The following is an 11,830-nucleotide window of genomic DNA, read 5'->3' on the forward strand; positions in this document are numbered from 1 at the left end:
TGCTGTCCTAACGCTCGCTGCAACCATGCTCTGGTTGCGGTAAATGTCCACAGGACCTAGAGCATGATCCGGAAAAGTGTGAAGCGGTTTTCCGAAAAGATCATGCTCAAACAAGAAGCTAAAGCGCGATGACAATTCAACCTAATCTCATCGCGCTTTAGAGGGGAGCGTCTTACGCGCCGTGCGTGGCCGAACGCTCGCTGCTTCGGGCGTCCCGGCCGATGGCCTGTGATGCCGCCGCGTACTTCCTCAGAAGGTGATCGAATAGTATCGATCCAAGTTCGACGCCGTCGCGCTCTCGCAAGGCGACGAGCATCTGCTCGTGCTCCCGCATGGCGTCGCCCCAACGGTCCTGGTCGACGGTGTTGGCCGAGTATCGGAATTGGCGCATGCGCGCGGTGAATCCCGTGTACGTCTCCGTCAAGGCGGGATTGCGCGCAGCTTCGACAATGCTGAGATGGATCGCCTGGTTGAGGCGGAAATAGGCGGGCAGCTCGCGCCGCATGTAGTGGCCATACATTTCGTAATGCAGGCGCTCGATCGCGGCGATTTCCGTATCCGTTATGCGCGCGCAGGCAAGCCGCCCGGCCGCGGCTTCGAGGGCGGCGAGCACTTCAAACATGTTCCGCACGTCCTGTTCGGTGAACCGGCGCACGTGGGCCCCCCGATTGGGCCGCAGCTCGACCAGGCCTTCGGCGGCCAGGACTTTCAAGGCTTCCCGCAGAGGCGTTCGCGACACGCCCAACTCCGCGCAGAGCTCCTTTTCAGGTACGCGTGCGGCCGGCGGCAGCCGTCCCTCGACGATCAAGTCGCGCAGGCGCGACAGCACCTCGCCATGAAGGGTATCGCTCTCGCGCTCCTTCGAATCATGCGCGAAGGGGTCGGAGGCCTCATCATAATGCAAAGTGGTCTGGGCCACGGTCGCGGCGCTCCGGCGGAAGAGTCCCAATTTTATCCTGTCATGAAAGATCGTTCGCGACATTGGACAAGATGGCGAAAATCCGGGCGATTGTCGCGGACTTGTATTCGACTCTTCTGTTCTTCGACGCAGGAATGCATGCAAAGTTTTTGACAGAGCGACGACAGCTCGACGCGAAGGAATTCCAATGAACCGACAGCCCGGCCGGTCCGGGCGGCGTCGATATAGCCATCAAATACCCTGCCGGCAACTGCAGGCAGCTTAGGACACGGAGAGAAAGAGACATGCGGTTGCTGCTTCCTTCCAACTCTTTCACCCGTCCCTTGCATGCGATCGTGGATTTCGTCGCCATTGCGTGCGGCTGGTGGCTCCTTGGGCTGTCGATCCTGACATGCGTCGAGATGCTTGGGCGCAAGGTGTTCGGCTTCAGCCTGCAGGGTGTGGACGAGATAGGCTCCTACACCTTCGCAGCCGTCGGCGCGTTCGGCTTCTCCTACACCCTGATCACGTGCGGACACACCAGGGTCGACTTTCTGCTGTCGCGATTCTCGGAAGCGCAGCGCGCGGTGCTCAACTTTGCCGCCATGCTCACGCTTGCCGTGACGGCGGTGTTCTTCACCTATCGCGCCTACCATGTGCTGATGGAGAGCGTTGACCTCCGCAGCACTGCGGCCAGCCCATTGGGCACGCCGCTCTGGTTGCCGCAATCGATCTGGCTTCTGGGTTACGTCGTGTTCTCCGCAACCGCGCTGGCGGGCGCAGGCTATGCGACCCGGCTGCTGCTGGCGGGCGCCTGGACGAAACTCAACGCGCGCTACGGCCCGCAGACCCTCGAAGAGGAAATCGAAAGTGAATCGACGGTCCATATCGACCGTCGCGCGACAGCCTCCCAGGAGATGAAGTGATGATTGGCGGATTGGATATCTTCATTGGCCTCGCCATCATGCTTGGGCTGATGTTCCTCGGCCTGCATGTCGCGGTGGTGATGTTTGTCGTCGGCCTGCTCGGCGCGGCGGTCTACGTCGGAACGCCGGCGATCGCCGCGGTCGGCGAACAGTTGTGGGGTGCCTCCGACGATTACCTTCTGCTCTCTATCCCGCTCTATATTCTCCTCGGCGAGATCCTCGTTCGCGGCGGCGCCACGGACAAGATGTACTACTCGCTGTCCGACTGGCTCAACCGGCTTCCGGGCGGTCTTCTTCACACCAATATCGGCGCCTCGGCGCTGTTCTCGGCGGTCTCCGGATCATCGGTCGCGACGGCGGCGACGATCTCCACGGTTGCGCTGCCCTCGTTCCGGAATCGCGGTTACGATCAGCGGCTTGTTCTCGGATCGATCGCGGCCGGCGCAAGCCTCGGCAATCTCATTCCGCCGGGCGTCGCTTTCATTATCTACGGCTCGATGACCAACACCTCGGCATCCCGTCTCTACATGGCGGGCGTCATGCCGGGGATCATCATGACGCTGCTGTTCATCCTGACCATTTTGCTGATCAGCTTCTGGCGGCCAGATCTGACGGGCAAGAAGGAAAAGCCCACGCCGCTGCGCGACAAGCTGGCGCGCTCCGTTCATCTCGCCGGCCCGATCGTGATCTTCGGCGTCGTCATGGGCAGCATCTATAGCGGCTGGGCGACCGTCACCGAGAGCGCCGCGCTCGGCGTCATCGTCTCGATCCCGATCGCCGCCCTGTACGGGAAGCTCTCGATCTCACTGCTGCACGATTGCTTCCGCGCCACGATCAGGCTCACGGCTATGACGGCTTTCATCCTGGTGGCCGCGTTGTATCTGAATTTCGTACTCGCGCTGTTGGGCGTTCCGCAATCGCTTGCCTCGCTGGTGAAGTCCCTGCATGTCTCTCCGACCATGCTGCTTTGGGTGCTCGCGGCCATGTATCTGATACTTGGCATCGCGCTCGAGACATTGCCGATGTTGGTCGGCACCGTTCCGGTGGTGTTTCCGCTCGTTGTTGCAGTCGGAATCGATCCGGTCTTCTTTGGTGTCTTCATCGTTCTGATGTGTGAGCTTTCGTTGCTCACGCCGCCGATCGGGATGACCCTGTATGTGATTCAGGGCGTGCGCGGCGAAGGCTCGATCAACGACGTGTTCCAGGGCACATATCCGTTCGTTGCGGCGATGATCGTGATGACCGGCATCCTCATTCATTTTCCCCAGCTCGCGACCTACTTGCCCAACGTGCTGTTCGGCCAGTGAGCGCGGGAGACGATCGATGACAACGCTTCAGAGAGGGATGATTATGCTTCAACGCATCGTGACCGGTCTCGGCGTCGCCGGAGCCGTGGCGCTTGGAATTTCGGCGGCTTCGGCTGCGGAAACCGTCAAACTGCGCGTTGCCGGCAATTTGCTTGCGACGGGCTTGATCCAGCAGAAGAAGGAGCAGCCGTTCTTCGAGAACATGGCGAAGATCACCGGTCTGCCGGTCGAGGTCGATTACAAGTCGCAGGATGTGCTGGGCGTCAAGGATGCAGACGGGTTGCGCGTGCTGAAGTCCGGCTTGTTCGACATCGTGTCGCTGCGACTGGCGCAGGTGTCGCGGGACGAGCCTTTCTTCCTCGGCCTGGATATTGTCGGCCTCAATCCGGATTACGCGATTGCGCGGAAGGTTGTCGACGCCTACCGCGATGCGTTCGACAAGCGTCTGCAGGAGCGCCACGGCGCCAAGCTGCTTGGACTTTGGCCGTTCGGCCCGCAGGTCGTGTTCTGCAAGGTTCCAATCTCCGGCCTGAGCGATCTCAAGAGCAAGAAGGTGCGGGTGTACGACGCCTCGCTTGCCAAGTTCGTCGAGAAGCTTGGTGGCATTCCCGTGACGATCCCGTTCGGCGAGACGCAACAGGCGTTGGAACGTGGCGTGACCGATTGCGCGATCACCGGCCCGAGCTCGGCGAACACCGCGGGGTGGCCGGAGGTCACCTCGCATTTCATGCCGATCGGTTTCCAGATCGCACTGAACGCCTACGGCATGAACCTTAACAAGTGGAAGAGCCTTTCCCCCGAACTGCAGGCTCAGTTCACCCAGGCCTTCCGCGCGCTGGAAGACGACATCTGGACGTACTCCAAGAACATTTTTGACGACGCGGTGCGTTGCAACGTCGGCAAGGACCCGTGTGAGACGGTCAAGAAGTTCAGCATGGTCGAAGTGCAGGTGAAGCCGGAGGATCAAACGCTGATCCGGGAAGCTCTCGTGAACATTTCGCTGCCGACCTGGGCTGAAGTGTGTGACAAGTCGTATCCGGATTGCTCGGCGACCTGGAAGAAGCTTGTCGGTCCGATCGTCGGCGTGAAGTAACTGGCTGCTCGAGATGGCATGGCGACGCGACGCTGAGCTCTGGTCGCTGACGGCGGGTGAACTCGCGCGAGCCTATCGCGCGCGCGAGTTGTCGCCGGTCGAGGTCCTCGAGGCGGTCCTTGGTCGCTGCGAAATCGTCAACCCACAACTCAACGCGATCATCGCTTTCGATGTCGAGGGTGCCCGGCAGGCCGCTCGCGACAGCGAAGGCCGCTGGAGTAAGGGGGAGGAACTTGGCTCCCTCGATGGCGTGCCGCTGACGGTCAAGGACAATATCCCCGTGCGCGGCCTGCCCACGACATGGGGCAGTCGCCTGCTGGCTGGCCAGATGTCCTCGGACGATGAGCTGCCAGTTGCGCGGTTGCGAGCCCAGGGTGCGGTGATTTTCGGCAAGACCAACGTTCCTGAGTTCACGCTGCAAGGCTACACCCACAGCGCTCTGTTCGGGACTACCCGCAATCCCTGGAATCCGCGGTTGACACCGGGGGGCTCGAGCGGCGGCGCAGTCGCAGCGGTGGCGGCGGGACTAGGTCCGTTTGCGATCGGCACCGATGGCGGCGGCTCGATCCGCCGTCCGGCCGGTCACGCCGGGCTGGTCGGACTCAAGCCGTCGATCGGGCGCGTGGCGCGCGTCAACGGCCTGCCGGCGATCCTGCACGACTTCGAGGTGATCGGCCCGATCGCGCGGACGACAGCCGATGTCGCGCTTCTGTTCGCAACGATCGCCGGACCCGACCCGCGGGATCGCGCGTCGCTGGCATTTCCCGACTGGACCAGCCTGATCGCACCGGAGCCGCAACCGCGGCGGATCCTTTATGTGCCGAACTTCGGCGACGCGCCGGTCGATCCGGAAATCGTGGCCCATGTCGCCGAAGCGGCGTCCGAATTCGCGGCGCTCGGCCATTTGGTCGAGCAGGGCGAGGCCCCGTTCGATATCGAGGCTCTCGATCAGGTCTGGTCCGTCATCGGTCCCGCAGGTCTGGCCTGGTTCCTGCGCGGTCATCCGGGCTGGGAGAACCTCGTGCAGCCGGCGTTGCGCCGGGTCGCGGAGCAAGGCGCCGCCTTGAGGGCCGCCGATTACATCGATGCGCTCGACAAGGTGGCGCGCATCCGCGCCGGGTTCGCCGAGACCTTTGCCCGGTTCGATATCATCCTCACGCCGTGCTTCGCAGCGCTGCCGTGGGATGCCGACGTCACGTATCCGGACAGTATTGACGGGAAGCAGGTCGGGCCACGCGGGCATGCCGTGTTCACGGCCTTCGCCAATGCCGGCGGTCTGCCGGGAATCAGCATCCCGTGCCGGCCGTCCCGCCGCGGACTTCCCGTCGCCATCCAGTTGGTAGGCGCGTTCGGGGCGGATGAAGTCCTGCTCGGCCTCGCGGCGCAATATGAACGGGGCCATCCCTGGGCCGACCGTTGGCCATCGCTTGTCCAATCGATATAGGGCATCATGACATTCGATATTCAAAGCGCTGCCTCGATGTTGATCGAGGCACGGTCGACATCCCGACAGATCACGCCGTTCTCGCCGGGCCCGACTACGGCCGACGAATCCTATGCCGTGCAGGATGCGGTTGCCGCGCGCGTCGGCCCGGTCGTGGGTTGGAAGGTCGGGGCGAAGGCGCTGGGCGACACGCCCAACGCTGCGCCGCTGATGGCCGGCCTCGTTCGTGCGAGCCGCGCGGAGTGGCCTTCCTCGGCGTTTCACATGATCGGCATCGAGGCCGAACTCGCCTTCCGCCTCGACCGCGACATCGCGGCGCGCAGCGCACCGGTCTCGCGTGAGGAGGTGTGGGCCTCGATCGGGTCGGTGCATGCGGCGATCGAGGTGGTGGATACGCGTCTCGCCGACTGGAAGAACGCCGATCGCTTGTGGGTGCTCGCCGACAACCAGAGCAATGGAGGTTTTGTCTTTGATCCGCAGGGAGTACGGGCGCGCAACGCGTCGTTCGCCGACGTTCCGGTACGGCTCACTGTCGATGGACGCGCGATCGCCGATCGGCGGGGCGGAAACCCCGCGGGCGATCCGCGCTGGCTCGTCGAATGGCTCGTCAATCACTGCGTGAGATTTCGCGGCGGAATGCGCGCCGGCATGTTCATGACGACCGGATCTTGTACCGGCATGGTGTTTGTCGAGCCGGGCGCTGTCGTGCAGGCGGTCTTCGATGGGATCGGCGTGGCCGAAGCCCGGTTCCCTTGACGGCGGATGAGGCCGGCCGACCCGCAACAAGGTCACCGCGGCTGGCATGAGCGATGCATGATCGCGGGTGATTAGGCGCATCAGACGCCGGAGGCCGCGTGCAAGGCGTTCGAGAATCCGCCCCGTCGGTGAATAAGATATTATATAGAAATCTTATGTATTTCAATGTTTTGTTACAAATTGCATGCAAAATGCAAAAATTTCTTGCGCTTAGGAATAGGTGCACTCATCATGTCCGGAACGCTGGGGCGTGGTGGGGCGATTGTGCATGCACGAGGCGATGCTCGCTGGAAGTCCGTTTTGCCGACGCCGTTGGCGGTCGCAACGGCGAAGGTCAACGCGTTTGCTTGAAGCAGCGCCGCCTGTCGCGGCCGTCGGGTAGGGGCGATCGTCGTGAGTCTCGTTTCCGTCAAGGATCGCCGTCGGGCTGGTGCCGACAAGACGACAAATCTGGGAGACATCGAGACCTTCGCGCGCGTCGTCGCTTCCTCCAGCATGACCGCGGCCGCCTGCGAACTCGGCGTTGCCGTCGGTGTGGTCTCGAAGAGGATTCAGCGCCTCGAAGCAAAGCTTGGTGCGCGCCTGATCGAGCGCACGACCCGCCGGCTCACGTTGACCGAGGCCGGCGCGGGCTTCCACCGGCGGGTGAGCCGGATTCTCGAGGCTTTCGAGGAGGCGATCGAGTTTACCTCGGAGATATCCACCTCGCTTCGCGGCGTCCTGCGTGTCACAGCGCCGGCGTCGTTCGGCCGCGCGCATGTGGCGCCGCACCTGCCGTGCTTTCTGGAGCGCCACCCCTCCCTCGAGATCGAGCTCGACCTCACGGACGACTATGTCGACATTGTCGGACGCGGATTCCATGTCGCGCTGCGCATCGGCGAATTGGCGGATTCCTCGCTGATCTCACGAAAGCTGGCGCCGGTTCATCGTGTCCTGTGCGCCGCGCCATCCTACATCGCGCGCTTCGGCGAGCCGGAAACGATGGCGGACCTCGCCGCGCATAATCTGCTCGCGCCCGATCATCAGGATTGCTGGTCACTGGAAGGACCGGAGGGAGCCGTTACCCTGCCGGTGCGCGGGCGTCTTCGGACGAATTCATGTGAGGCGGTCAGAGAGGCGGTCGTTGCCGGGTTCGGCATTGCGCTGAGGTCGACCTGGGACGTCGGGCCAGAGCTCGCCTCGGGTGCGCTTCGGGTGGTCCTTCCCAGCTACCGGTCGTCTGGCCGCATCGGTCTGTTTGCGCTTTACCCGAGCAGGGAACTCATGCCGGCCAAGACGCGTATGTTCGTCGACTTCGTGACCGGACTGTACGGCCCGCGGCCCTATTGGGACCGGGGCTTGCGTAGCGACGGCGTCGAACGCGCGCCGTGAGCAGCCCCGCTGGGGGCGGCTTTTCGGTTCAAGGCGCAACCTGGGTCCGTCCAGGAGATCATGCCATGCCACGATGTCTGGGGCGTGGGGCGCCGCCGCCTGAAAACAGGCTGTCCTACGCCTCTTTCAATCTCGCGATCGCGTCGCGGACGTTGGGGTCGAGCCCGGCGCCGCCGGCGTCGAGATGGGCGAAGATCTGCTTGCGCATCCGCGGGTCCCAGAACTTCCAGATATGCTCGGAAATTCCCTGCACCGCCCGGTCGTGGCCTTGGCTCTGGAAGAACTTTCCGATCTGGTTCGCCATGTAGATCAGCTTCTCAGGCGACGACGACATAATTGGCCTCCCTGGCGGTCACGGCGGCCGTGACGCGTTCCGGATGCGTGAACACTTCAAATCCGTCCGAGCGCGCGATCGCGGCGAGCGTGATGCCGGCGGCATCCGCCAAGCGTACCGCAAGCGCTGTCGGCGCCGATACTGCGACCAGCAGTGGCGCGCCGATCGCGGCCGTCTTCTGCACCATCTCGACCGAGACGCGGCTGGTCAGCAGCACCATGCCTTCGCTTCTCACGACCTTGTCCTGCGCCAGCGCCCCGGCGAGCTTGTCGAGCGCGTTGTGACGGCCGGCATCCTCGCGCAGCGCGACGATGCCGGCTGCTTTCACCCAGAACGCTGCGGCGTGCATGGCGCGGGTCTGGTGATTGATCTCCTGCAGCGGCGCCACCGCCGCCATCGCGGTCATGATCTCGCGCGGCGCGAAGGATCGGCCGTACGGCACGATCGCGGCCGGCCGAACCGCCTCGGCGATGGATTCGATGCCGCAGATGCCACAGCCGGTGGGACCGGCAATATGTCGCCTCCGCTCGTTGATCAGTTCTGCCTTATCAGGCCTAAGCCACATCCTGAGCTCGATGCCGTCATCGAGCTCGACGATGTCGAGCGTCTCGATCTCGTCGGCCGACTGCACGATGCCTTCGCTCAGGCTGAAGCCGATGGCGAAATCGCTGAGATCTTCCGGCGTGCCCATCATCACGGCGTAGGTGCCGCCATTGTAGGTCAGTGCCAGCGCGGTTTCCTCGGGGATCAGTCGCGCGCCGGCGGTGAAGCGGCCATCGCGCCAGACCTTCCGCTCCGCCTTGTGGACGGGATCGCGCATCGTTACTCCGCTGCTTCCACGACAGGCGCGATGCGGCGGGAGTGGCGCGCCTGCTCGTCATAGGCCTTCTGCCAGTCGCTCGGTCCGTTGGACGGCGAGATCTGCACAGCCGTGACCTTGTACTCCGGACAGTTGGTCGCCCAGTCGGAGAAATCGGTCGTGATGACGTTGGCCTGCGTGTCCGGGTGGTGGAACGTGGTGTAGACCACGCCCGGCGCGACGCGATCGGTGATCTCGGCGCGCAGCGTGGTCTCGCCGGCACGGCTCGCCAGCCGCACCCAGTCGCCGTCGCGCACGCCGCGCTGCTCGGCGTCGTGCGGGTGGATCTCGAGGCGATCCTCGGCATGCCAGACCACATTGTCGGTGCGGCGGGTCTGCGCGCCGACATTGTACTGGCTGAGGATGCGCCCCGTCGTCAGCAGCAGCGGATAGCGCGGGCCGGTGCGCTCGTCGGTCGCGACATATTCGGTGACGATGAACTTGCCCTTGCCGCGCACGAAGCCGCCGATATGCATTATCGGCGTGCCTTCCGGTGCCTTCTCGTTGCAGGGCCACTGCACCGAGCCGAGCTCGTCGAGCTTTGCATACGACACGCCGATGAAGGTCGGCGTCAGTGCCGCGATCTCGTCCATGATCTCGGAGGGATGGCTGTATTTCATGTCAAAGCCCATCGCCCTGGCGAGGCCGATCGTCACTTCCCAGTCGGCTAGCCCATTGCGCGGGGTCATCACCTTGCGCACGCGCTGGATGCGGCGCTCGGCATTGGTGAAGGTGCCGTCCTTCTCCAGGAAGGTCGAGCCGGGCAGGAACACGTGCGCGTAGTTCGCGGTCTCGTTGAGGAAGAGGTCATGGACGATGACGCATTCCATCGACGACAGCGCCGCCACCACGTGCTTGGTGTTGGGGTCGGACTGCAGGATGTCCTCGCCCTGCACGTAGAGCCCCATGAAGGTGCCCTCGATCGCGGCGTCGAACATGTTGGGGATGCGCAGGCCGGGCTCCTTGTTGAGCTTGACGTTCCACATCGCCTCGAACTGGTCGCGCACCGCGTCGCCCGAGATATGGCGATAGCCCGGCAGCTCGTGCGGGAACGAGCCCATGTCGCAGGAGCCCTGCACGTTGTTCTGGCCGCGCAGCGGGTTCACGCCGACGCCGGGCCGGCCGATGTTGCCCGTGACCATCGCGAGGTTGGCGATCGCGATCACGGTGGTCGAGCCCTGGCTGTGCTCGGTGACGCCGAGTCCGTAATAGATCGCGCCGTTGCCGCCGGTGGCGTAGGTCCGTGCCGCCTCGCGCAGGTCCTTCGGGTCGACGCCGGTCATGATCGCAGTCGCCTCCGGGCTGTTCCGGGGATCGGCGACGAAGGCCGCCCATTCCTCGAACTCGCTCCAGTCGCAGCGCTCGCGCACGAAGCCTTCGTTGACGAGGCCTTCGGTGACGATGACATGGGCCAGCGCCGTCAGCACGGCGACGTTGGTGCCGGGCATCAGCGGCAGATGCAGCGCCTTCAGATGCGGCGCCTCGACCATTTCGGTGCGGCGCGGATCGACCACGATCAGCTTTGCGCCCTGGCGCAGCCGCTTCTTCAGCCGCGAGGCGAACACCGGATGCGCCGACGCGGGGTTGGCGCCGATGATCATGACGACGTCGGTCTCTTCCACCGAGTCGAAGTCCTGCGTGCCGGCCGAGGTGCCGAACGTCTGCGACAGGCCGTAGCCGGTCGGGGAGTGGCAGACGCGGGCGCAGGTGTCGACATTGTTATTGCCGAAGCCGGCGCGGATCAGCTTCTGTACCAGATAGGTCTCTTCATTGGTGCAGCGGGACGAGGTGATGCCGCCGACCGCGTCGCGGCCGTATTTCTGCTGGATGCCTTTGAACTTGGTGGCTGCGAAGTTGAACGCATCGTCCCACGACACCTCCTGCCAGGGATCCTCGATCCGCTCGCGGATCATCGGTTTTAGGATGCGTTCCTTGTGGGTGGCATAGCCCCAGGCGAAGCGGCCCTTGACGCAGGAATGGCCGCGATTGGCCTTGCCGTCCTTGTACGGCACCATGCGCACCACTTCCTCGCCGCGCATCTCCGCCTTAAAGGCGCAGCCGACGCCGCAATAGGCGCAGGTGGTGACGACCGAATGCTCGGGCTGGCCGATCTCGATCACGGATTTTTCCGTCAGCGTCGCGGTCGGGCAGGCCTGCACGCAGGCGCCGCAGGAGACGCATTCGGAGCCGAGGAAGCTCTCGCTCATGCCGGGCGAGACGCGGCTGTCGAAGCCGCGGCCGGCAATGGTCAGCGCGAAGGTGCCCTGCACCTCCTCGCAGGCGCGGACGCAGCGCGAGCAGACGATGCACTTCGAGGGATCGTAGGTGAAATACGGGTTGGACTCGTCCTTCGGCATCCAATTGTCGTTGGTGCAGCCATTCGACTTGGCGAAAACATGGTTCTCGCCCTCATAGCCGTAGCGGACGTCGCGCAGGCCGACCGCGCCGGCCATGTCCTGTAATTCGCAGTCGCCGTTCGCAGCGCAGGTCAGGCAGTCCAGCGGATGGTCGGAGATGTAGAGCTCCATCACGCCTTTGCGCAGCTTCTTCAATCGCTCGGTCTGGGTGTGCACGACGAGGCCTTGCATCACCGGCGTGGTGCAGGAAGCGGGCGTGCCGGCGCGGCCCTCGATCTCGACCAGGCAGAGGCGGCAGGAGCCGAACGCGTCGACCATGTCGGTCGCGCAGAGTTTCGGGATCTGCGTGCCGGCGTCCATCGCCGCACGCATGATCGAGGTACCCTCCGGCACCGTGATGCTCTGCCCGTCGATGGTCAGCGTGACCATCGTCTCGGATTTGGATTTGGGCGTGCCGAAATCGATTTCCTGGATCAGCGACATCG

The 11,830-nt window shown here is 63.9% G+C and carries 10 protein-coding genes; 6 read left to right on the forward strand and 4 right to left on the reverse strand.

Translation table 11 applies throughout. From position 1 onward, the window contains the following. Positions 1–172 precede the first annotated feature (172 nt). Positions 173–919 (reverse strand): GntR family transcriptional regulator, encoded by a 747-nt coding sequence (locus ACFFWD_RS04420; RefSeq protein ID WP_376961832.1) that lies wholly within the window; start codon positions 917–919, stop codon positions 173–175. A gap of 284 nt (positions 920–1,203) precedes the next feature. Between ACFFWD_RS04420 and ACFFWD_RS04425 the strand changes: the two genes are divergently transcribed. From ACFFWD_RS04425 to ACFFWD_RS04450, 6 genes are all read left to right on the forward strand, one after another. After that, positions 1,204–1,824 (forward strand): TRAP transporter small permease subunit, encoded by a 621-nt coding sequence (locus ACFFWD_RS04425; RefSeq protein WP_376961834.1) that lies wholly within the window; start codon positions 1,204–1,206, stop codon positions 1,822–1,824. Next, positions 1,824–3,131 carry a TRAP transporter large permease gene (locus ACFFWD_RS04430; RefSeq protein ID WP_376961837.1) on the forward strand — a complete coding sequence of 436 codons (1,308 nt, stop codon included), beginning with the start codon at positions 1,824–1,826 and terminating at the stop codon, positions 3,129–3,131. The genes ACFFWD_RS04425 and ACFFWD_RS04430 overlap by 1 nt, the downstream gene beginning before the upstream one ends. A 43-nt stretch (positions 3,132–3,174) precedes the next feature. Then, positions 3,175–4,224, forward strand: a complete 1,050-nt coding sequence (locus tag ACFFWD_RS04435; RefSeq protein WP_376961839.1) for a TRAP transporter substrate-binding protein — start codon at positions 3,175–3,177, stop codon at positions 4,222–4,224. Between the two features lie 13 nt (positions 4,225–4,237). Beyond that, on the forward strand, positions 4,238–5,668 hold the full coding sequence (locus ACFFWD_RS04440; RefSeq protein WP_376961842.1) for an amidase: 1,431 nt from the start codon (positions 4,238–4,240) through the stop codon (positions 5,666–5,668). Positions 5,669–5,674: 6 nt separating this feature from the next. Next, positions 5,675–6,424: a 2-keto-4-pentenoate hydratase gene (locus ACFFWD_RS04445; RefSeq protein WP_376961844.1), complete on the forward strand. Its 750-nt coding sequence runs from the start codon at positions 5,675–5,677 to the stop codon at positions 6,422–6,424. Between the two features lie 393 nt (positions 6,425–6,817). Further along, positions 6,818–7,795, forward strand: coding sequence for a LysR family transcriptional regulator (locus ACFFWD_RS04450; protein WP_376961846.1), 978 nt, complete (start codon positions 6,818–6,820; stop codon positions 7,793–7,795). Between the two features lie 115 nt (positions 7,796–7,910). Here ACFFWD_RS04450 and ACFFWD_RS04455 read toward each other — a convergent pair whose 3' ends face one another. From ACFFWD_RS04455 to fdhF, 3 genes are read right to left on the reverse strand one after another with little or no spacing between them, the layout of a single operon-like run. Next, the gene (locus tag ACFFWD_RS04455; RefSeq protein WP_376961849.1) at positions 7,911–8,129 is read right to left on the reverse strand and encodes a formate dehydrogenase subunit delta; all 219 of its coding nucleotides are present in this window, start codon (positions 8,127–8,129) and stop codon (positions 7,911–7,913) included. Beyond that, positions 8,113–8,949 carry a formate dehydrogenase accessory sulfurtransferase FdhD gene (gene fdhD, locus ACFFWD_RS04460; RefSeq protein ID WP_376961852.1) on the reverse strand — a complete coding sequence of 279 codons (837 nt, stop codon included), beginning with the start codon at positions 8,947–8,949 and terminating at the stop codon, positions 8,113–8,115. The genes ACFFWD_RS04455 and fdhD overlap by 17 nt, the downstream gene beginning before the upstream one ends. A 2-nt stretch (positions 8,950–8,951) precedes the next feature. Next, the gene (fdhF, locus tag ACFFWD_RS04465; RefSeq protein ID WP_376961854.1) at positions 8,952–11,828 is read right to left on the reverse strand and encodes a formate dehydrogenase subunit alpha; all 2,877 of its coding nucleotides are present in this window, start codon (positions 11,826–11,828) and stop codon (positions 8,952–8,954) included. Positions 11,829–11,830 lie beyond the last annotated feature (2 nt).

Origin of the sequence: Bradyrhizobium erythrophlei (assembly GCF_042430365.1) — a bacterium.
Lineage (GTDB): Bacteria > Pseudomonadota > Alphaproteobacteria > Rhizobiales > Xanthobacteraceae > Bradyrhizobium > Bradyrhizobium erythrophlei.

Bases quoted from the DNA above. Each gene is read 5' to 3' on its own strand.
- ACFFWD_RS04455 (WP_376961849.1), bottom strand. From the start codon at position 8,129: ATGTCGTCGTCGCCTGAGAAGCTGATCTACATGGCGAACCAGATCGGA.
- ACFFWD_RS04440 (WP_376961842.1), top strand. From the start codon at position 4,238: ATGGCATGGCGACGCGACGCTGAGCTCTGGTCGCTGACGGCGGGTGAA.
- fdhD (WP_376961852.1), bottom strand. From the start codon at position 8,949: ATGCGCGATCCCGTCCACAAGGCGGAGCGGAAGGTCTGGCGCGATGGC.
- ACFFWD_RS04445 (WP_376961844.1), top strand. From the start codon at position 5,675: ATGACATTCGATATTCAAAGCGCTGCCTCGATGTTGATCGAGGCACGG.
- ACFFWD_RS04435 (WP_376961839.1), top strand. From the start codon at position 3,175: ATGCTTCAACGCATCGTGACCGGTCTCGGCGTCGCCGGAGCCGTGGCG.
- fdhF (WP_376961854.1), bottom strand. From the start codon at position 11,828: ATGTCGCTGATCCAGGAAATCGATTTCGGCACGCCCAAATCCAAATCC.
- ACFFWD_RS04430 (WP_376961837.1), top strand. From the start codon at position 1,824: ATGATTGGCGGATTGGATATCTTCATTGGCCTCGCCATCATGCTTGGG.
- ACFFWD_RS04425 (WP_376961834.1), top strand. From the start codon at position 1,204: ATGCGGTTGCTGCTTCCTTCCAACTCTTTCACCCGTCCCTTGCATGCG.